The 20,290-nt window shown below is 58.3% G+C and carries 16 protein-coding genes and 1 tRNA gene; 16 read left to right on the top strand and 1 reads right to left on the bottom strand.

Translation table 11 applies throughout. The features are described from left to right. The first annotated feature begins 69 nt into the window (after window positions 1-69). The 13 genes from AC13QE_RS31200 to rpoC all read left to right on the top strand — a co-directional run bounded on the left by AC13QE_RS31200 (window position 70) and on the right by rpoC (window position 16,198). On the top strand, window positions 70-579 hold the full coding sequence (locus AC13QE_RS31200) for an ATP-binding protein (RefSeq protein ID WP_488486656.1): 510 nt from the start codon (window positions 70-72) through the stop codon (window positions 577-579). A gap of 175 nt (window positions 580-754) precedes the next feature. Continuing rightward, window positions 755-1,648 carry an NAD-dependent epimerase/dehydratase family protein gene (locus AC13QE_RS31195; RefSeq protein WP_488486655.1) on the top strand — a complete coding sequence of 298 codons (894 nt, stop codon included), beginning with the start codon at window positions 755-757 and terminating at the stop codon, window positions 1,646-1,648. Window positions 1,649-1,970: 322 nt separating this feature from the next. Further along, window positions 1,971-2,657 (top strand): glycosyltransferase family protein, encoded by a 687-nt coding sequence (locus AC13QE_RS31190; protein ID WP_112337473.1) that lies wholly within the window; start codon window positions 1,971-1,973, stop codon window positions 2,655-2,657. Further along, window positions 2,654-3,538: a 3-deoxy-manno-octulosonate cytidylyltransferase gene (locus AC13QE_RS31185; RefSeq protein ID WP_488486654.1), complete on the top strand. Its 885-nt coding sequence runs from the start codon at window positions 2,654-2,656 to the stop codon at window positions 3,536-3,538. Before AC13QE_RS31190 ends, AC13QE_RS31185 begins: the two co-directional genes overlap by 4 nt. Window positions 3,539-3,751: 213 nt before the next feature. Continuing rightward, window positions 3,752-3,827 (top strand) — tRNA-Trp (locus AC13QE_RS31180). A 195-nt stretch (window positions 3,828-4,022) separates the two neighbouring features. Next, the gene (gene secE, locus AC13QE_RS31175) at window positions 4,023-4,223 is read left to right on the top strand and encodes a preprotein translocase subunit SecE (RefSeq protein ID WP_069614841.1); all 201 of its coding nucleotides are present in this window, start codon (window positions 4,023-4,025) and stop codon (window positions 4,221-4,223) included. 18 nt (window positions 4,224-4,241) lie between these two features. Then, window positions 4,242-4,772, top strand: coding sequence for a transcription termination/antitermination protein NusG (nusG, locus tag AC13QE_RS31170; protein ID WP_004123460.1), 531 nt, complete (start codon window positions 4,242-4,244; stop codon window positions 4,770-4,772). Window positions 4,773-4,985: 213 nt separating this feature from the next. Next, window positions 4,986-5,417 (top strand): 50S ribosomal protein L11, encoded by a 432-nt coding sequence (rplK, locus tag AC13QE_RS31165; protein ID WP_112337471.1) that lies wholly within the window; start codon window positions 4,986-4,988, stop codon window positions 5,415-5,417. Between the two features lie 4 nt (window positions 5,418-5,421). Next, a complete protein-coding gene (gene rplA / locus AC13QE_RS31160; RefSeq protein WP_069614843.1) occupies window positions 5,422-6,120 on the top strand; it encodes a 50S ribosomal protein L1 in 699 nt (232 codons plus the stop codon). Between the two features lie 329 nt (window positions 6,121-6,449). Beyond that, entirely contained in the window at window positions 6,450-6,968 is a 519-nt protein-coding gene (gene rplJ, locus AC13QE_RS31155) for a 50S ribosomal protein L10 (protein ID WP_004123444.1), read from the top strand. Window positions 6,969-7,026: 58 nt separating this feature from the next. Then, window positions 7,027-7,410 carry a 50S ribosomal protein L7/L12 gene (gene rplL / locus AC13QE_RS31150; RefSeq protein ID WP_112337470.1) on the top strand — a complete coding sequence of 128 codons (384 nt, stop codon included), beginning with the start codon at window positions 7,027-7,029 and terminating at the stop codon, window positions 7,408-7,410. 262 nt (window positions 7,411-7,672) lie between these two features. Next, the gene (gene rpoB, locus AC13QE_RS31145) at window positions 7,673-11,815 is read left to right on the top strand and encodes a DNA-directed RNA polymerase subunit beta (RefSeq protein ID WP_112610986.1); all 4,143 of its coding nucleotides are present in this window, start codon (window positions 7,673-7,675) and stop codon (window positions 11,813-11,815) included. Between the two features lie 174 nt (window positions 11,816-11,989). Beyond that, on the top strand, window positions 11,990-16,198 hold the full coding sequence (gene rpoC, locus AC13QE_RS31140; RefSeq protein WP_015339595.1) for a DNA-directed RNA polymerase subunit beta': 4,209 nt from the start codon (window positions 11,990-11,992) through the stop codon (window positions 16,196-16,198). Between the two features lie 115 nt (window positions 16,199-16,313). Here the strand turns inward: rpoC and AC13QE_RS31135 are convergent, their stop codons facing one another. Then, window positions 16,314-16,607 (bottom strand): hypothetical protein, encoded by a 294-nt coding sequence (locus tag AC13QE_RS31135; protein ID WP_004123433.1) that lies wholly within the window; start codon window positions 16,605-16,607, stop codon window positions 16,314-16,316. 509 nt (window positions 16,608-17,116) lie between these two features. Here AC13QE_RS31135 and rpsL point away from each other — a divergent pair. The 3 genes from rpsL (at window position 17,117) to fusA (ending at window position 20,170) form a co-directional block, all read left to right on the top strand. Beyond that, window positions 17,117-17,488 carry a 30S ribosomal protein S12 gene (gene rpsL / locus AC13QE_RS31130; protein WP_003507760.1) on the top strand — a complete coding sequence of 124 codons (372 nt, stop codon included), beginning with the start codon at window positions 17,117-17,119 and terminating at the stop codon, window positions 17,486-17,488. A gap of 81 nt (window positions 17,489-17,569) precedes the next feature. Beyond that, entirely contained in the window at window positions 17,570-18,040 is a 471-nt protein-coding gene (gene rpsG / locus AC13QE_RS31125; protein WP_015339596.1) for a 30S ribosomal protein S7, read from the top strand. 30 nt (window positions 18,041-18,070) lie between these two features. After that, a complete protein-coding gene (gene fusA, locus AC13QE_RS31120; RefSeq protein WP_488486653.1) occupies window positions 18,071-20,170 on the top strand; it encodes an elongation factor G in 2,100 nt (699 codons plus the stop codon). Window positions 20,171-20,290: the final 120 nt, after the last annotated feature.

Here is a 20,290-nt window from a genome sequence, read left to right as displayed (position 1 = left end):
CTTCGGATTATTCCTTTATAAGAGGCCCCGCTGGAAACAGCGGGGCCTTTTCGCATTCGGAGGTATTGCATGAGCCTGATCATTCTGACCGGTGCTTCGGGCTCGGGAAAGACCGCGATCGCGCAGGCGATCGCCAGGGGCCATGCCGCTAAAGTAGCCGTCCATCATTTCGACAGTATCGGCGTGCCGTCGCTTGACGCCATGATCCGCGATCACGGTTCGCCCGAGGGCTGGCAGCGGGATAAGACCCTGGAATGGCTGGCGCGACTCGCGCAGCAAGCGCAGAAGGGCAGGGCCATTCTTTTCGAAGGGCAGATGCGGCCGTCCTTCATCATCGAAGCCGCCTTGGCTGCCAGGATCGATGACTATCGCCTCATATTGGTTGATTGCGATGATGTAACGAGGACACATCGTTTGTCCGTCGAGCGAGGCCAGCCGGAACTTGTCGATGCGAATATGATGAACTGGGCCGCCTATCTGCGCCGTGAAGCTCAGACAAATGGCTGCGAGATCCTGGACACGAGCAATCTTTCGATCGGGCAAAGCGCGGACGTCGTGCTGAAATACTTGTTCCGGTAGCCTCAAACCCTTCGTCACCGAGTGGTGACGTGATCCCGGTCGCCATTGGCCTCTTGGGCAAGTCGGCCGTCTCGATTCCCTTACTTTGCCGAGAAACCGTCAGCTCACCAAGCCGTGTCTTGCGAAATGGAACCAAGGGCCTATGTATCGCTCGATTTTATCTGGAGGAGATTTCATGAAGAAACGTATTTTGTTCACGGGCGGCAGCGGCAAGGCTGGACGTCACACGGTTCCTTGGCTGGTCAATGCCGGCTATGAGGTCCACAATGTCGATCTCGTGCCACTGAACAGCCCCGGCGTCACCAACCTGCAGGCCGATGTCACCGATGCGGGACAGGTCTATAATGTCCTTAGCATGCACCGCGATTTTCCGGATCTCGAGCAGGGCAAAGGTGTGCAGTCTTTCGACGCTGTGGTGCATTTCGCTGCCATACCGCGCATTCTGATCAAGCCTGATAACGAGACATTCCGCATCAACACGATGAGCACCTACAATGTCATCGAGGCGGCCGCGAAGCTTGGCGTCAAGAAGATCATCGTCGCCTCCAGCGAGACGACCTATGGCGTCTGCTTTGCCGAAGGCCATCGCGACTTCCATCAGTTCCCGCTGGAAGAAGACTATGATGTCAACCCGATGGATTCCTACGGTCTGTCCAAGGTCGTAAACGAGAAGACGGCTCGGGCTTTCGCCGAGCGTTTCGGCATCGACATCTATGCGCTGCGCATCGGCAATGTCATCGAGCCGCATGAATATGAGCGGTTCCCCGAGTTTTTCGCCAACAGCGAAATCCGCAAGCGTATCGCCTGGAGCTATATCGACGCCCGCGACCTCGGCCAGATCGTCCATCTCTGCATCGAGAAGAGTGGCCTCGGCTTCCAGGTGTTCAATGCCGCCAACGACACGGTATCGGCCAATACGCCATCGCGAGAGCTGGCCGCCAAGCACTTTCCGAACGTCCCGTTCACGCGCGAGATCGGCGAATATGAGGGCTTACTGTCCAATCGCAAGATCCGCGAGGTCCTGGGCTTCAAGGAAGAGCACGACTGGCGGAAATATGTGAAGGTCTGAGGCGTACAGCCTGAGAAATACCCCGGGCGCTGCTCTCTGGCGCGCCCGGGAGAGGGACAAGCGGAAATCTCTCCATTTGTTACGCAGCATAACCAAAAATGCTTCCGCAAACACTCGACAAATATCTTTGTTTCTTTAAGTAGGATCAGGTTCGCGGCATCTCCTGTAGATTGCAGCGCGTCGTGCGGCGTATTCGGGCACATGTGTTGAACCCTCATCCCGCAGCCGATAGGCTTCAAGAGATGAATTGAGCCTTGCTTGCGTCACGGCGAAAGATAATTTGCCGGCTGATTCAAAACAGATCAGCCGTTTCGGAGGTATCATGAAGGATAATGTTGCACGTATTTTCGTCGGGTTCGATTCCAAGGAGGTCGTGGCCTACCACGTCCTGACCCAGAGCATCATCGAACGCTCGTCTATTCCGGTAGTGTTCTCGCCGATCGTGCTCAACAATCTCGAGGGCATCTTCACGCGCGAGCGCAACCCGCTCCAGTCGACCGAGTTTTCCTTCTCGCGCTTCCTCGTGCCTTACCTCAGCGATTACCAGGGCTGGAGCATCTTCATGGATTGCGACATGCTCGCCCGCGCCGATATTGCCGAGCTTTGGGCGCTGCGTGACGATCGCTATGCCGCCATGTGCGTCAAGCACGACTACCAGCCGAAGATCGAGACCAAATTCCTCGGGCAGACGCAGACGAAGTATGAAAAGAAGAACTGGTCGAGCATGATCCTGTTCAACAATGCCAAGTGCACGGCTTTGTCGAAGGATTTCGTCAATACGGCGACGGGCCTTCAGCTGCATCAGTTCAAGTGGCTGGAGAACGACGATCAGATCGGCGAGGTGCCGGTCGTCTGGAACTATCTCGTCAACGAATATGATTACCGCGACGATGCCAAGCTGGTGCATTTCACCGATGGCGGCCCCTATTTCGATGAATATCGCAACGACGATTACGCTGAAGAATGGTTCGCCATGCGCGACCGGATGCTGCACGTCCAACAGAAATGAAGGAATTGAACCAAAGAGCGTCAGGTGCCGTTGATGCCGGCCTTCCGGCTGCGGGTTCCGCAGCCGGCCTGAATGGCACCGACGAATGGCGCAGGGTGCTGGCGGGGTTCTCGCATATCGTCTTGGTCGCCAACAGCGACGCGGTCGATATCGCAAGCTTGCAGACGCAGTTTCCTGAGACGGCGCTCTTCGTCTTCTTCAACAAGGTCTACAAGGTTTTGGATCGCCCATTTCATGGGCACTCGCTGCTAATCTCGCGCGGCCAGCCGCGTGGCGCCAACATCGTTTATCGCGGCGAAGTGGGCGAGGTGGTCAAATTCTTTCCGAAGGAATATTTCCTTGGCATCATGAACATACGCCTCGGTCTGGAAGAGAAGCTCAATCCAGCCGCCGACTTCCAGGGCGCGCCGACCGGCCACCTCGACCTCGTGGGCTTCTGCTCCGATTTCTATACGGAAGGCAAGACGCCGACGAGCGGCTTTGCCATAGCGCTTTGGCTCAGCGATCTGAAACTGCCCGGCGCGATCGTGCTTGCCGGCTTCTCGGCCAGGCGCAGTCAGAAGTGGAGGGTGGTTTCCGCCCATGACTGGAGCTTCGAGCAGACCTTCCTTCGTCTCTTTGCCCGTCTGGGTAAGATCACCATCCATGGCGGGGTCGCGCTGAACCCCTATATCAGCCTTGCCCAGCGCTTCACGGAGGTACCTCCGGCCGAGATTGCTTTGGCCGCGGCCGAAGTCTTGTCGGAGCGGCTCGGCAATGCCGATGCCGAAATAGACAAGCTGATCTCCCTGACCAATGTGATTCGCTCCGCGGATAACTTCATGCGCCGCCTCCGGCCGAAATTTCTCAAGCGCAAGCCGAAAGGTTCTCCCGGAGAGTAACGAGGGTGAGGGGCATCCTTTCCGTAGCGTTCGCGGCGGCTCTGCCTGTCCGGCAGGTCTGTTCGCACGGGCATGTCCCATGTGAAGTTGCAGGTCCGATTGGGAAAAAGCAAAAAACGCTCTTGCCAATCGTTTCGTCCCGCCTTAAAGGGAGCGCCAAGTCTTCGAACTGCTCAAGCGGTCCACCGCTTGAAGTGAATATTCGAAGGAAGAAGGGGTATAGCTCAGTTGGTAGAGCGGCGGTCTCCAAAACCGCAGGTCGTAGGTTCGAGCCCTGCTGCCCCTGCCATTTTCCTTGATTTGACTGGCGCGTCGTTTCGCAGCTTCTCTGGTTGAGGGTTATGCCGGATTGTCGGCAAATTTTAGAAAGCACCGTATTGCCTCTTGTTAAATTGGGAATCGGTGTTTATGTAGGGTTCAACAGACACGCGGTGCGTGGGGCTGATAGTTTCAGCTTTACGCGCCGTAATTGCGTGGGCAGTCAATGGCATCCAAAACGAATCCACTAGCGTTTCTGCGGCAGGTGCGCTCCGAGACGTCGAAAATCACTTGGCCCTCGCGTCGCGAGACGATGATCTCGACGGTGATGGTGCTCGTCATGGTCGTTTTCGCCTCGCTGTTTTTCTTTGCTGCCGACCAGCTTATTGGCTGGATTCTCAGCTATGTGCTGAATACCGGCAACTGATATCGGGTGGAGATGAACATGGCGGCACGTTGGTACATCGTCCACGCTTATTCTAATTTCGAAAAGAAGGTGGCTGAATCCATTGAGGAGAAGGCCAGGCAGAAGGGGCTCGAGCATCTGTTCGAAAAGATCCTTGTGCCAACTGAAAAGGTTGTTGAAGTTCGTCGCGGCCGCAAGGTCGATAGCGAGCGCAAGTTTTTCCCGGGTTACGTGCTTGTGCGCGCCAACCTGACGGATGAAGCTTACCACCTGATCAAGAATACGCCGAAGGTCACTGGTTTCCTCGGCTCCGACAATAAGCCCGTTCCGATTCCGGATTATGAAGCCGAGCGTATTCTCGGTCAGGTCCAGGAAGGCGTCGAGCGGCCGAAGGCTTCCGTATCCTTCGAGATCGGCGAGCAGGTCCGCGTCTCCGATGGCCCGTTCGCTTCGTTCAACGGCACGGTTCAGGATGTGGACGAAGAGCGTTCGCGCCTGAAGGTGGAAGTGTCGATTTTCGGCCGTGCTACGCCGGTCGAGCTGGAATACAGCCAGGTCGAGAAGGTCTGATTGCGATTTCTACGAAAGGTTGGCCTGGCGGCTAGCCTTTCGTTCGAGTTTGGATATAAGCAAATGCTTGCTTATGTCTCGCGGCCAAGCCGCAATCCGCGTGGAAGGGTAGGGTCTTAGCCGGACCTGGTGATCCGCACCACGCAACCGCAGCCGCCGGAGCGATCCGGCATAATGGGCCGGGCAACCGGTCATATAGAAAGGCAGAGAGAAATGGCTAAGAAAGTTGCAGGCCAGCTCAAGCTGCAGGTCAAGGCCGGCTCGGCGAATCCGTCGCCGCCGATCGGTCCTGCGCTTGGTCAGCGTGGCATTAACATCATGGAATTCTGCAAGGCGTTCAATGCCGCTACGCAGGAAATGGAAAAGGGTATGCCGATCCCGGTCGTCATCACCTACTACCAGGACAAGTCCTTCACCTTCATCATGAAGCAGCCGCCAGTCAGCTACTTCCTGAAGAAGGAAGCCAAGATCCAGTCCGGTTCGAAGACCCCGGGTAAGGGTTCCAAGGCTGGTTCGCTCACCAAGGCTCAGATCAAGTCGATCGCCGAAGCCAAGATGAAGGATCTGAATGCGGCCGATATCGAAGGCGCAATGGCCATGATCGAGGGCTCCGCCCGCGCGATGGGCCTGGAAGTGGTGGGCTAAGATCATGGTAGCAAAGCGTATTCAGAAGATTCGTGAAGGCGTTGATCCGACCAAGCTTTATGCTCTGGATCTGGCCATCAACATGGTCAAGGAACGTGCCGTCGCCAAGTTCGACGAAACCGTCGAAATCTCGATGAACCTCGGCGTTGACCCGCGTCACGCCGACCAGATGGTTCGCGGCGTCGTCAACCTGCCGAACGGCACCGGCCGTACGGTTCGCGTTGCCGTCTTCGCTCGCGGCGCCAAGGCTGATGAAGCCAAGGCTGCTGGTGCAGACGTCGTCGGTGCTGAAGACCTGGTTGAAATCGTTCAGGGCGGCAAGATCGATTTCGATCGCTGCATCGCCACCCCGGACATGATGCCGCTCGTCGGCCGTCTCGGTAAGGTTCTCGGCCCGCGCGGCATGATGCCGAACCCGAAGGTTGGTACCGTTACGATGGACGTCAAGGGTGCTGTTGAAGCTTCCAAGGGCGGCGCTGTCGAGTTCCGCGTCGAGAAGGCTGGTATCGTCCATGCCGGTATCGGCAAGGCTTCGTTCGACGCGAAGGCTCTGGAAGAAAACATCCGCGCGTTCGCTGATGCGGTCATCAAGGCGAAGCCGGCTGGTGCCAAGGGCAACTACGTCAAGCGCGTAGCGATCTCCTCGACCATGGGTCCCGGCGTCAAGATCGAGCCGTCGACGGTTACGGCGCCGAGCGCCTAATAATTATGCCGGGCTTTGTGCCCGGCGTTTAAGAATTTCCGGTCCTTCGGGGCCGGGATTTCCGGAGAAATCCGGAATTCCTGTCCGAGATTGCAGGTGGTTATCCCTTAATCACTCAAGCCTGCATGAGACGGGTAAGACCCGAATTTTGAAGAAGCTTTGCTTCGATGAACTCGGTTCGAGCCTTGGATGCCTTGTGCCTTGGAGCCGTCAGGCTCGAGCGCGAGGGGACAGGATCCTCAAGCGTCGCTTGGGATCTCATTGATCCCAGGAGGCAAAAGGCAACCCGGCAGGCCCGTTAATCCGGTCCTGTCAACTGGAGAAAAGCAGTGGAAAGAGCGGAAAAACGCGAATTCGTCACGGAACTGAACGAAGTCTTCAAGGCTTCTGGTTCGGTTGTCGTGGCCCACTATGCTGGTGCTACAGTCGCTCAGATGAACGATTTTCGTTCCAAGATGCGCGCTGCTGGCGGCACCGTCAAAGTCGCGAAGAACCGCCTGGCCAAAATTGCTCTTCAGGGCACGGATGCGGAAGGGATTTCCAATCTCTTCACCGGTCAGACGCTGATCGCATACAGCACTGATCCGATTACCGCTCCGAAGGTCGTCGTGGATTTCGCCAAGGGCAACGACAAGATCGTTGTCTTGGGCGGTGCCATGGGAACAACAACGCTCAACGCCGAAGGTGTAAAGTCGCTCGCGACCCTGCCTTCGCTGGACGAGCTGCGCGCGAAGCTGCTGGGCATGATCCAGACTCCGGCTACCCGCATCGCAGGTGTTGTTGCAGCGCCGGCAAGTCAGCTTGCTCGCGTGTTCTCGGCCTACGCCAAGAAGGACGAAGCCGCGTAAGGCGGTTTTTCGCTGTTCATAACCAACCAGTTCGAACCGAACAAAAGGAACTACAAAAATGGCTGATCTCGCAAAGATCGTAGACGACCTCTCCTCGCTGACCGTTCTCGAAGCCGCAGAACTGTCCAAGCTTCTCGAAGAAAAGTGGGGCGTTTCCGCCGCTGCTCCGGTAGCTGTTGCTGCCGTTGCCGGTGGTGCTGGCGGCGCTGCTGCAGCTGCTGAAGAAGAAAAGACCGAGTTCGACGTCATCCTCACGGATGCCGGCGCGAACAAGATCAACGTCATCAAGGAAGTCCGCGCCATCACCGGCCTGGGCCTCAAGGAAGCCAAGGACCTCGTTGAAGCCGCTCCGAAGGCTGTCAAGGAAGCTGTTTCCAAGGCTGAAGCTGCTGACATCAAGAAGAAGCTCGAAGACGCCGGCGCTAAGGTCGACGTTAAGTAAGCTTGAAACTGCTTTGGGAGGTGGCTTTTTGCTACCTCCCATTTGCCGTTTTTCTGAACGAATTACCCAAAAGCCGCGGGCAAAACGGCTTTTGGGTAATGGGTTCTTCAAGAGGATGGTCTCAAACCGAACCGCGACGCAATCCGGCTGAGCGGTTTTCGGTTAAATAGACGAGATTGAACTACTCATTGATTGATGGGGTCGCCTGGCCAGCGATTCCCGTCCGTTGCAGGCCCGGGTGCAGGATTTTAAAGGAGCGACGATGGCTCAGACCCTTTCGTTCAACGGTCGCAGGCGCGTACGCAAGTTTTTTGGTAAGATTCCCGAAGTCGCAGAGATGCCGAACCTCATCGAGGTTCAAAAGGCGTCCTACGATCAGTTTCTCATGGTCGAAGAACCTAAGGGCGGCCGCCCGGACGAAGGTCTTCAGGCCGTCTTCAAGTCGGTTTTCCCGATCACCGACTTCTCCGGCGCTTCCATGCTGGAGTTCGTATCCTATGAATTCGAGCCGCCGAAGTTCGACGTCGACGAGTGCCGCCAGCGCGACCTGACCTATGCCGCGCCGCTGAAGGTGACCCTCCGTCTGATCGTGTTCGATATCGATGAGGATACGGGCGCGAAGTCCATCAAGGACATCAAGGAACAGAGTGTCTACATGGGCGACATGCCGCTCATGACGAACAACGGTACGTTCATCGTGAACGGCACCGAGCGCGTGATCGTGTCGCAGATGCACCGTTCGCCGGGCGTCTTCTTCGATCACGACAAGGGCAAGAGCCATTCTTCCGGCAAGCTGCTCTTTGCCGCTCGCGTCATCCCGTATCGCGGTTCCTGGCTTGACATCGAATTCGACGCCAAGGACATCGTCTACGCCCGTATCGACCGTCGCCGCAAGATTCCGGTGACGTCGCTGCTGATGGCGCTCGGCATGGACGGCGAAGAAATCCTGTCGACCTTCTACACGAAGTCGCTTTATGAGCGCTCCGGCGATGGCTGGCGCATCCCCTTCAAGGCGGAAACGCTGAAGGGCGCCAAGACCGTTACAGACATGATCGACGCCGACACCGGTGAAGTCGTGGTCGAAGGCGGTAAGAAGCTCACGCCGCGCCTGCTGCGTCAGTTGCAGGACAAGGGCCTCAAGGCTCTGAAGGCGACCGACGAAGAGCTGTACGGCCTGTTCCTGGCAGAAGACATCGTCAACTTCCAGACCGGTGAGATCTATCTCGAAGCCGGCGACGAAATCGACGAGAAGACCCTGCCCGTCATCCTGAAGGCCGGCTTCGACGAGATCCCGATCCTCGGCATCGACCACATCAATGTCGGCGCCTACATCCGTAATACGCTGTCGGCTGACAAGAATGAGAACCGCCAGGACGCTCTGTTCGACATCTACCGTGTCATGCGTCCGGGTGAGCCGCCGACCATGGAATCGGCCGAAGCCATGTTCAACTCGCTGTTCTTCGATGCGGAGCGTTACGATCTCTCCGCCGTTGGCCGCGTGAAGATGAACATGCGCCTCGACCTCGATGTCGAAGACACCGTCCGCATCCTGCGCAAGGACGACATCCTGGCCGTGGTCAAGATGCTTGTCGAGCTGCGTGACGGCAAGGGCGAGATCGACGACATCGACAACCTCGGCAACCGCCGCGTCCGTTCGGTCGGCGAGCTGATGGAAAATCAGTATCGTCTGGGTCTGCTGCGCATGGAGCGTGCGATCAAGGAACGTATGTCCTCGATCGAAATCGACACGGTCATGCCGCAGGATCTGATCAACGCAAAGCCGGCCGCTGCTGCCGTCCGCGAATTCTTCGGCTCCTCGCAGCTGTCGCAGTTCATGGACCAGGTGAACCCGCTTTCGGAAATTACCCACAAGCGCCGTCTTTCGGCTCTCGGCCCGGGCGGTCTGACCCGCGAGCGCGCCGGCTTCGAAGTCCGCGACGTTCATCCGACGCACTACGGTCGTATTTGCCCGATCGAAACGCCGGAAGGTCCGAACATCGGTCTTATCAACTCGCTGGCGACCTTTGCCCGCGTCAACAAGTACGGCTTCATCGAAAGCCCTTATCGCCGTATCATCGACGGTAAGGTGACCAACGACGTGCTCTACCTCTCCGCCATGGAAGAGGCTAAGTACTACGTTGCTCAGGCCAATGCCGAGCTCGACGCCGACGGCTCCTTCATCGAGGAATTCGTCGTTTGCCGTCATGCCGGCGAAGTCATGCTCGCTCCGCGCGACAACATCAACCTGATGGACGTCTCGCCGAAGCAGCTGGTTTCGGTTGCTGCCGCTCTGATCCCGTTCCTGGAAAACGACGACGCCAACCGCGCTCTCATGGGCTCGAACATGCAGCGTCAGGCCGTGCCGCTTCTGCGTGCCGAAGCCCCGTTCGTCGGCACCGGCATGGAGCCGGTCGTCGCGCGTGACTCCGGTGCTGCCATCGGCGCCCGCCGTGGCGGCGTGGTCGACCAGGTCGACGCAACGCGTATCGTTATCCGCGCCACCGAAGACCTCGATCCGTCGAAGTCCGGCGTCGATATCTATCGCCTGATGAAGTTCCAGCGTTCGAACCAGAACACCTGCGTCAACCAGCGTCCGCTGGTCACCGTCGGTGACGTGGTCAACAAGGGCGACATCCTGGCAGACGGTCCGTCGACCGACCTCGGCGATCTGGCTCTCGGCCGCAACGTGCTCGTCGCGTTCATGCCGTGGAACGGCTATAACTACGAAGACTCGATCCTGCTCTCCGAGCGTATCGTTGCCGACGACGTGTTCACCTCCATCCACATCGAAGAATTCGAAGTGATGGCGCGCGACACCAAGCTTGGTCCGGAAGAAATCACCCGTGATATTCCGAACGTTTCGGAAGAAGCGCTGAAGAACCTGGACGAAGCCGGCATCGTTTACATCGGCGCCGAAGTTCAGCCGGGCGATATCCTCGTCGGCAAGATCACGCCGAAGGGTGAAAGCCCGATGACGCCGGAAGAAAAGCTCCTGCGCGCCATTTTCGGTGAAAAGGCATCGGACGTTCGCGATACCTCCATGCGCATGCCGCCCGGCACCTACGGTACGGTCGTCGAAGTTCGCGTCTTCAACCGTCACGGCGTCGAAAAGGACGAACGTGCCATGGCGATCGAGCGCGAAGAGATCGAACGCCTTGCCAAGGACCGCGACGACGAACAGGCGATCCTCGACCGTAACGTCTACGGCCGTCTGGTCGAGATGCTGCGCGGTCAGGTTGCTCTTGCTGGTCCGAAGGGCTTCAAGAAGGGCACGGAACTGTCAAACGCCGTCGTTTCCGAGTATCCGCGTTCGCAGTGGTGGATGTTTGCCGTCGAGGACGAAAAGGTCCAGAGCGAGCTCGAAGCCCTGCGTGGCCAGTACGACGAATCCAAGTCGCGCCTCGAACAGCGCTTCATGGACAAGGTCGAAAAGGTCCAGCGCGGCGACGAAATGCCTCCGGGCGTCATGAAGATGGTCAAGGTCTTCGTCGCTGTGAAGCGCAAGATCCAGCCGGGCGACAAGATGGCAGGCCGTCACGGGAACAAGGGCGTGGTCTCGCGCATTGTTCCGGTCGAGGACATGCCGTTCCTGGAAGACGGTACGCATGTCGATATCGTGCTGAACCCGCTGGGCGTTCCCTCGCGTATGAACGTCGGTCAGATTCTCGAGACGCACCTTGGCTGGGCTTGCGCCGGCATGGGTCGTCAGATCGGCGAACTGATCGAAGCCTACAAGGCGAGCGGCAACATCGAGCCTCTGCGCAAGACGATCGATCTGGTCGTCGGCGACGGTCCGAAGAGCGACGACGTTCACGAGTATGACGATGCGTCGGTGCTGCGTCTGGCCGATCAATGGAAGCGTGGCGTGTCCATCGCGACCCCGGTCTTCGACGGCGCTGGCGAAGCTGACGTCAACCACATGCTGGCAATGGCAGGTCTCAAGCAGACCGGTCAGTCGACGCTGTACGACGGTCGTACCGGCGAGCAGTTCGACCGCCAGGTCACGGTTGGCTACATCTACATGCTGAAGCTGAACCACCTTGTCGACGACAAGATCCATGCCCGTTCGATCGGTCCGTACTCGCTCGTTACTCAGCAGCCGCTGGGCGGCAAGGCGCAGTTCGGCGGCCAGCGCTTCGGCGAAATGGAAGTCTGGGCGCTCGAAGCTTACGGTGCAGCCTACACGCTGCAGGAAATGCTCACGGTCAAGTCGGACGACGTGGCCGGCCGCACCAAGGTCTACGAAGCCATCGTTCGTGGCGACGACACCTTCGAGGCGGGCATTCCGGAAAGCTTCAACGTTCTCGTCAAGGAAATGCGCTCGCTGGGCCTCAGCGTCGAACTGGAAAACTCCAAGGTCGACGATCTGCAGACGGCAAGCCAGCTTCCGGACGCAGCCGAGTAATAGCCTGCGGGTGCGCGCTGCCAGTCAGCGCGCACCGCGTGGAATATTGCAGCGCCGTTGGCGTCCCTTTGGATGCATGGCGCCGCAAGGCGGTTTTAAAGCGTCAGTCCGGTTCCCGGGATTTGCCGGCACTGTTCGCAATTCGAGGGCGTTTCGCCCCTAAAGGAGATAGGCATGAACCAAGAGGTCATGAATCTTTTCAATCCGCAGGTGCCTGCGCAGAATTTCGATTCCATCCGGATTTCGATTGCGTCGCCGGAGAAGATTCTTTCCTGGTCTTATGGCGAGATCAAGAAGCCGGAAACGATCAACTATCGTACGTTCAAGCCGGAACGCGATGGTCTTTTCTGCGCACGAATCTTTGGACCGATCAAGGACTACGAATGCTTGTGCGGCAAGTACAAGCGCATGAAGTACAAGGGCATCATCTGCGAAAAGTGCGGCGTCGAAGTCACGCTGTCGCGCGTTCGCCGTGAGCGCATGGGCCATATCGAGCTCGCTGCTCCCGTTGCCCACATCTGGTTCCTGAAGTCGCTGCCTTCGCGCATTTCGACGCTGCTCGACATGACGCTGAAGGATGTGGAGCGCGTGCTCTACTTCGAAAACTACATCGTCACCGAGCCGGGCCTGACTGCTCTTAAGGAGCACCAGCTTCTCTCGGAAGAAGAGTATATGCTCGCCGTCGACGAGTATGGCGAAGACCAGTTCACCGCCATGATCGGCGCTGAAGCGATCTACGAGATGCTGGCCAGCATGAACCTCGAAAAGATCGCCGGCGACCTGCGTTCCGAGCTTGCCGACACCACGTCGGATCTCAAGCAGAAGAAGCTGATGAAGCGCCTGAAGATCGTCGAGAACTTCATGGAGTCAGGCAACCGTCCGGAATGGATGATCATGAAGGTCGTCCCGGTCATCCCGCCGGACCTGCGTCCGCTGGTTCCTCTGGATGGCGGCCGTTTCGCGACCTCGGATCTGAATGATCTGTATCGCCGCGTCATCAACCGTAACAACCGTCTGAAGCGCCTCATCGAACTGCGCGCTCCGGGCATCATCATCCGCAACGAAAAGCGCATGCTGCAGGAATCTGTCGATGCGCTGTTCGACAACGGCCGTCGTGGCCGCGTCATCACCGGCGCCAACAAGCGTCCGCTGAAGTCGCTGTCCGACATGCTCAAGGGCAAGCAGGGCCGCTTCCGCCAGAACCTGCTCGGCAAGCGCGTCGACTATTCCGGCCGTTCGGTTATCGTGACCGGTCCGGAACTGAAGCTGCACCAGTGCGGTCTGCCGAAAAAGATGGCGCTCGAGCTGTTCAAGCCGTTCATCTATGCCCGCCTCGACGCGAAGGGTTATTCCTCGACCGTCAAGCAGGCCAAGAAGCTGGTCGAAAAGGAAAAGCCGGAAGTCTGGGATATCCTGGACGAGGTCATCCGCGAGCATCCGGTTCTCTTGAACCGCGCACCGACGCTGCACCGCCTGGGCATCCAGGCCTTCGAACCCACGCTGGTCGAAGGCAAGGCCATCCAGCTGCACCCGCTCGTCTGCACGGCCTTCAACGCCGACTTCGACGGTGACCAGATGGCCGTTCACGTGCCGCTCTCGCTGGAAGCCCAGCTGGAAGCCCGCGTGCTGATGATGTCGACCAACAACATTCTGCACCCGGCAAACGGCGCGCCGATCATCGTTCCCTCGCAGGACATGGTTCTCGGTCTGTACTATCTGTCGATCCTGAACCAGAATGAACCGGGCGAAGGCATGGCCTTCTCGGATCTCGGCGAGCTGCATCACGCGCTTGAAAACAAGGTCGTGACGCTGCACTCGAAGATCCGTGGCCGCTTCAAGTCGATCGGCGAAGATGGCAAGCCCTATTCGAAGATCTATGAAACGACTCCCGGCCGTCTGCTGATCGGCGAACTCCTGCCGAAGCATGGCAAAGTGACCTTCGACATCTGCAACCAGGAAATGACCAAGAAGAACATCTCGAAGATGATCGACACGGTCTACCGCCATTGCGGCCAGAAGGACACGGTCATTTTCTGCGACCGCATCATGCAGCTCGGCTTCTCGCATGCCTGCCGCGCCGGCATTTCGTTCGGCAAGGACGACATGGTCATTCCGGATACCAAGGTTAAGATCGTCGGCGATACCGAAGCGCTCGTGAAGGAATACGAGCAGCAGTACAACGACGGTCTCATCACCCAGGGCGAAAAGTACAACAAGGTTGTCGACGCCTGGGGTAAGGCCACGGAGAAGGTCGCCGAAGAAATGATGGCCCGCATTAAGGCCGTTGAATTCGACGAGAAGACCGGTCGTCAGAAGCCGATGAACTCGATCTACATGATGAGCCACTCTGGTGCCCGTGGTTCGCCGAACCAGATGCGCCAGCTGGGCGGCATGCGCGGCCTCATGGCCAAGCCGTCGGGCGAAATCATCGAGACGCCGATCATCTCGAACTTCAAGGAAGGCCTAACCGTTAACGAGTACTTCAACTCGACGCACGGTGCCCGTAAGGGTCTGGCCGACACCGCCTTGAAGACCGCGAACTCCGGTTACCTGACCCGCCGTCTCGTCGACGTCGCGCAGGATTGCATCGTCACGCACGTCGATTGCGGTACCGAAAACGGCCTCACCATGACCGCCATCGTCGATGCCGGCCAGGTCGTCGCCTCGCTCGGCGCCCGCATCCTCGGCCGTACGGCCCTGGACGACATCGATCATCCGGTCACGGGTGAGCGCATCGTCGACGCCGGCAAGATGATCCTGGAACCGGATGTCATCGAGATCGAGAAGGCTGGTATCCAGTCGATCCGTATCCGTTCGGCCCTGACCTGCGAAATCCAGACGGGCGTATGCTCGGTCTGCTACGGTCGTGACCTTGCTCGCGGTACGCCTGTCAACATCGGTGAAGCTGTCGGCGTCATTGCCGCTCAGTCGATCGGTGAGCCGGGCACCCAGCTGACCATGCGTACCTTCCACTTGGGCGGCACGGCGACCGTGGTCGACCAGTCGTTCCTGGAAGCTTCGTACGAAGGCACGGTTCAGATCAAGAACCGCAACATGCTGCGCAACTCCGATGGCAACCTGGTTGCCATGGGCCGCAACATGACGGTCCAGATCCTGGACGAACGTGGTGTCGAACGCTCCTCGCAGCGCGTCGCTTACGGCTCGAAGCTGTATGTCGACGACGGCGACAAGGTGAAGCGCGGTCAGCGTCTGGCGGAGTGGGACCCCTATACCCGTCCGATGATGACGGAAGTGGCCGGTACGGTTCACTTCGAAGATGTCGTCGACGGTCTCTCGGTTCTCGAAGCGACGGACGAATCCACCGGTATCACCAAGCGTCAGGTTATCGACTGGCGCTCGACGCCGCGCGGCTCCGATCTGAAGCCGGCGATCGTCATCAAGGACGCCAGCGGCAATATTGCCAAGCTGTCGCGTGGTGGCGAAGCCCGCTTCCTTCTCTCGGTCGACGCGATCCTGTCGGTCGAGCCGGGTACGAAGGTGTCGCAGGGTGACGTTCTCGCCCGTTCGCCGCTGGAAAGCGCCAAGACCAAGGACATTACCGGTGGTCTGCCGCGCGTTGCCGAACTGTTCGAAGCTCGTCGTCCGAAGGACCACGCCATCATCGCAGAGATCGATGGTACGATCCGCCTCGGCCGCGACTACAAGAACAAGCGTCGCGTCATCATCGAGCCGGCGGAAGACGGTGTCGAGCCGGTCGAATACCTGATCCCGAAGGGCAAGCCTTTCCACCTTCAGGAAGGCGACTATATCGAAAAGGGTGATTACATCCTCGACGGTAACCCGGCTCCGCACGACATCCTGGCGATCAAGGGCGTCGAAGCTCTGGCTTCCTACCTGGTCAACGAAATCCAGGAAGTCTACCGCTTGCAGGGCGTTGTCATCAACGACAAGCACATCGAAGTGATTGTCCGTCAGATGCTGCAGAAGGTGGAAATCACCGATGCGGGCGACAGCCAGTACATCGTCGGCGACAACGTCGACCGTATCGAGCTGGACGACAACAACGATCGCCTGATCGAGGAAGGCAAGAAGCCTGCTTATGGCGATCCGGTTCTGCTTGGGATCACCAAGGCATCGCTGCAGACGCCGTCCTTCATCTCGGCTGCATCCTTCCAGGAAACGACGAAGGTGCTCACCGAAGCTGCAATCGCCGGCAAGACCGACGGTCTGCAGGGCCTGAAGGAAAACGTCATCGTCGGCCGCCTCATCCCGGCCGGTACGGGCGGTACCATGACGCAGATCCGCCGTATCGCTACGGCCCGCGACGAGCTCATCCTCGAAGAGCGCCGCAAGGGCACGGATGCCGGCGTCGCAACGCCGATGCTGCAGGATCTCGCCAGCGAGAACAGCCCGGCCGAATAAGCCGATAGCGAATGTGAAAAATCAAAACCGCCCGGAGCGATCCGGGCGGTTTCTTTTTATGCGATGATAAAATCGATGGGGCGAGGGGAGGCAGCCTCCGCTGGCGGTCGTCCAATCAGCGGAAGCGGATGATCGCGACTTCACCTTCGAGCGCGCCTTGATAGGCGGAGGCATGCGGCTCTTCGTCCGGTATATCCGTCAGGAGCCCGATCTGGTCGAGATCGGCCTCGATGAAGCCTTCCTCGGCCAGTGCGTTCAGCGCCTCGCGCACGGCGGTATCGTCGTCAGGCGCTTTCAGCATGACATGCAAGTCGATGCCTTCGCCGCCATCGGTCTCGTAGCCCTTGCCGATGATGATGAAGACCATGGGACCGTCTGAATTGTTGTCGTTGTCTGGCGCAGTAATCATGGATCTTCCTTCGGGAGTATCGAATCGACCCGGCGATTCCTTTTCGCCGCGCGGGTCCGTCGGATGGAAATGTTCTTCCGTGATTCCTTATAGGGATTTTGTCGAAATACCAAAGTCCATCTTGCGGAAGGGGCGGCATTTCCGTATCCAATGCGCCAAATGGCTGGTTTGCCCGGGGTTTCCGGGCTTTATGACAAAGATAATTTCTTAACCGGCCTTGACGAACGGGCGGGAAACCAGTAGTACCCCCGCCATCGGAACCCATGTGAGGCATGGCTATTCGGGGCGACGCGCCCTGGAGTTCACCTCAAACAAGGTTCTAAACGCACGTTGAAGACACGAATGCTGCACGCACGACGCCACTTTTGGTGTCCTCTGCTTTTCTGTGGTCCATCTGCGAGAGCGGATCGGGCCACGTTTTGCGCATTGAGACGAACGTGTGTCGGTGCCGGTGACGGCGAAAGTCATGCCCGTAAGGGTGTCGAGATAGATTTACAAGGGATGGTTGAATGCCTACCGTAAACCAGCTGATCCGCAAGCCTCGCCAGGCGCAGGTAAAGCGTAACAAGGTTCCCGCTCTTCAGGAGAACCCGCAGAAGCGCGGCGTTTGCACCCGCGTCTACACCACGACGCCGAAGAAGCCGAACTCGGCTCTGCGTAAGGTCGCAAAGATCCGCCTGACCAACGGCTTCGAAGTCATTGGTTACATCCCCGGTGAAGGTCACAACCTTCAGGAACACTCTGTCGTCATGATCCGTGGCGGCCGCGTTAAGGACCTTCCGGGTGTTCGCTACCACATCATCCGCGGCGTTCTCGATACCCAGGGTGTCAAGAACCGCAAGCAGCGCCGTTCGAAGTACGGTGCAAAGCGTCCGAAGTAATTCGGATTTTTAAATAATCCGGCGCTGCGCGAGGTTCTCCGCGTGGTGAAGCGTCGCAAAAGTTGAGAGACGAGAAGTTATATGTCCAGACGTCACAGAGCAGAAAAGCGCGAGATCAACCCGGACCCGAAGTTCGGCGATCTGGTCGTTACCAAGTTCATGAATGCCATCATGCTCGACGGCAAGAAGTCCGTAGCTGAAAACATCGTATATGGCGCGTTTGACGCCGTGCAGGGCAAGGCAAAGCAGGAGCCGCTCGGCGTGTTCCATCAGGCTTTGGATAACATCGCTCCGCACGTTGAAGTCCGCTCGCGCCGCGTTGGTGGTGCTACGTACCAGGTTCCGGTCGACGTGCGTCCTGAGCGCCGTCAGGCTCTGGCCATCCGCTGGCTGATCACTGCTGCTCGTAAGCGTAACGAGACGACCATGGTCGATCGTCTCTGCGGCGAACTTCTCGACGCCTCCAACAACCGCGGCGCTGCCGTCAAGAAGCGCGAAGACACGCACAAGATGGCTGATGCCAACCGTGCGTTCTCGCATTATCGCTGGTAATCCCGAACGGTTTCGGAAAGGCAGTCCATTATGGCTCGCGAATATAAAATCGAAGACTACCGCAATTTCGGTATCATGGCGCACATCGACGCCGGCAAGACCACGACTACCGAGCGTATTCTTTACTACACCGGCAAGTCGCACAAGATCGGCGAAGTGCACGACGGCGCAGCCACCATGGACTGGATGGAGCAGGAGCAGGAGCGTGGCATCACGATCACCTCCGCTGCCACGACCACCTTCTGGAAGGGCCGCGACGGCAAGACCCGCCGCTTCAACATCATCGACACCCCCGGCCACGTCGACTTCACCATCGAAGTCGAGCGTTCGCTGCGCGTTCTCGACGGTGCCATCGCTCTGCTCGACGCCAACGCCGGCGTTGAGCCCCAGACGGAAACCGTATGGCGTCAGGCTGAGAAGTATCATGTTCCGCGCATGATCTTCTGCAACAAGATGGACAAGACCGGCGCTGACTTCTATCGCTCGGTCGAGATGATCAAGACCCGCCTCGGCGCGACGGCTGTTGTCATGCAGCTGCCGATCGGTGCTGAAACCGAATTCAAGGGCGTCATCGACCTGATCGAGATGAATGCTCTCATCTGGCGCGACGAATCGCTCGGCGCTCAGTGGGACGTTGTCGAAATCCCGGAAGACATGAAGGCCAAGGCCGCTGAATACCGCGAAAAGCTGATCGAGACCGTTGTTGAGATCGACGAAGCCGCGACAGAAGCCTATCTCGAAGGCAATCTGCCTGACAACGATCAGATCCGCGCGCTCGTCCGTCGCGGCACGATCGACGTCAAGTTCCATCCGATGTTCTGCGGCACCGCCTTCAAGAACAAGGGTGTTCAGCCGCTGCTCGACGCCGTTGTCGATTACCTGCCGTCGCCGCTCGACATCCCGGCGATCAAGGGCATCGACTTCAAGACGGAAGCCGAAATCGAACGCCACGCTGACGACAGCGAGCCGTTGTCCATGCTGGCATTCAAGATCATGAACGACCCCTTCGTCGGTTCGCTCACCTTCGCCCGCATCTACTCCGGCAAGCTCGAAAAGGGCGCATCGGTCATCAACACGGTCAAGGACAAGCGCGAGCGCGTCGGCCGCATGCTGCAGATGCACTCGAACTCGCGTGAAGACATCGAAGAAGCCTTTGCTGGCGATATCGTTGCTCTGGCTGGCCTCAAGGAAACCACGACTGGCGATACGCTCTGCGATCCGCTGAAGCCGGTTATCCTTGAGCGCATGGAATTCCCCGAGCCGGTCATCCAGATCGCGATCGAGCCGAAGACCAAGGGCGACCAGGAAAAGATGGGCCTCGCGCTCAACCGTCTGGCTGCTGAAGATCCGTCCTTCCGCGTGAAGACGGACCAGGAATCGGGTCAGACGATCATCGCCGGCATGGGTGAACTTCACCTCGACATCATCGTCGACCGCATGCGTCGTGAATTCAAGGTTGAAGCGACTGTCGGCGCGCCGCAGGTTGCTTACCGCGAAACTATCACGCGTCAGACGGAAAAGGACTACACCCACAAGAAGCAGTCGGGTGGTACCGGTCAGTTCGCTCGCGTCAAGATCGTGTTCGAACCGAACCCGGATGGCGACGACTTCAAGTTCGAGTCCAAGATTGTCGGTGGTTCCGTTCCGAAGGAATACATCCCGGGCGTTCAGAAGGGTATCGAAAGCGTTCTCTCTTCGGGTCCGCTGGCTGGCTTCCCGATGCTCGGCGTCAAGGCGACGCTCATCGACGGCGCCTTCCACGATGTTGACTCGTCGGTTCTGGCCTTCGAAATCGCTTCCCGCGCTTGCTTCCGTGAAGCAGCCCGCGAAGCTGGTGCCCAGCTCCTCGAGCCGATGATGAAGGTCGAAGTCGTGACGCCGGAAGATTACGTCGGCGACGTCATCGGCGACCTGAACTCGCGTCGTGGCCAGATCCAGGGCCAGGAAAGCCGCGGTATCGCTGTTGTCATCAACGCGAACGTCCCGCTGGCGAACATGTTCAAGTACGTCGATAACCTGCGTTCGATGTCTCAGGGCCGTGCACAGTACACGATGACCTTCGATCATTACGCGCCGGTTCCGTCGAACGTCGCACAGGAAATCCAGGCAAAGTATTCCGGTCAGAAGTGACCGGAATACCAATTGACCGATAACAAGAATTGATCCCTCAGGGGACAGGAAAACGGAGAGCCGAAAATGGCAAAGAGTAAGTTTGAGCGCAATAAGCCGCACGTTAACATCGGTACGATT

It is taken from the genome of Martinezella sp. CNPSo 3957 (genome assembly GCF_057784395.1).
The sequence above is the reverse complement of the archived record's forward strand: the minus strand, read 5'-3'. Positions and strand labels throughout refer to the sequence as shown.

Coding starts and splice junctions, on each gene's coding strand:
- secE (WP_069614841.1), top strand. CDS start 4,023: ATGGCATCCAAAACGAATCCACTAGCGTTTCTGCGGCAGGTGCGCTCC.
- rplA (WP_069614843.1), top strand. CDS start 5,422: ATGGTAGCAAAGCGTATTCAGAAGATTCGTGAAGGCGTTGATCCGACC.
- rplL (WP_112337470.1), top strand. CDS start 7,027: ATGGCTGATCTCGCAAAGATCGTAGACGACCTCTCCTCGCTGACCGTT.
- AC13QE_RS31200 (WP_488486656.1), top strand. CDS start 70: ATGAGCCTGATCATTCTGACCGGTGCTTCGGGCTCGGGAAAGACCGCG.
- AC13QE_RS31195 (WP_488486655.1), top strand. CDS start 755: ATGAAGAAACGTATTTTGTTCACGGGCGGCAGCGGCAAGGCTGGACGT.
- AC13QE_RS31185 (WP_488486654.1), top strand. CDS start 2,654: ATGAAGGAATTGAACCAAAGAGCGTCAGGTGCCGTTGATGCCGGCCTT.
- rpoC (WP_015339595.1), top strand. CDS start 11,990: ATGAACCAAGAGGTCATGAATCTTTTCAATCCGCAGGTGCCTGCGCAG.
- AC13QE_RS31190 (WP_112337473.1), top strand. CDS start 1,971: ATGAAGGATAATGTTGCACGTATTTTCGTCGGGTTCGATTCCAAGGAG.
- fusA (WP_488486653.1), top strand. CDS start 18,071: ATGGCTCGCGAATATAAAATCGAAGACTACCGCAATTTCGGTATCATG.
- rpsL (WP_003507760.1), top strand. CDS start 17,117: ATGCCTACCGTAAACCAGCTGATCCGCAAGCCTCGCCAGGCGCAGGTA.
- nusG (WP_004123460.1), top strand. CDS start 4,242: ATGGCGGCACGTTGGTACATCGTCCACGCTTATTCTAATTTCGAAAAG.
- rplK (WP_112337471.1), top strand. CDS start 4,986: ATGGCTAAGAAAGTTGCAGGCCAGCTCAAGCTGCAGGTCAAGGCCGGC.
- rpsG (WP_015339596.1), top strand. CDS start 17,570: ATGTCCAGACGTCACAGAGCAGAAAAGCGCGAGATCAACCCGGACCCG.
- rpoB (WP_112610986.1), top strand. CDS start 7,673: ATGGCTCAGACCCTTTCGTTCAACGGTCGCAGGCGCGTACGCAAGTTT.
- AC13QE_RS31135 (WP_004123433.1), bottom strand. CDS start 16,607: ATGATTACTGCGCCAGACAACGACAACAATTCAGACGGTCCCATGGTC.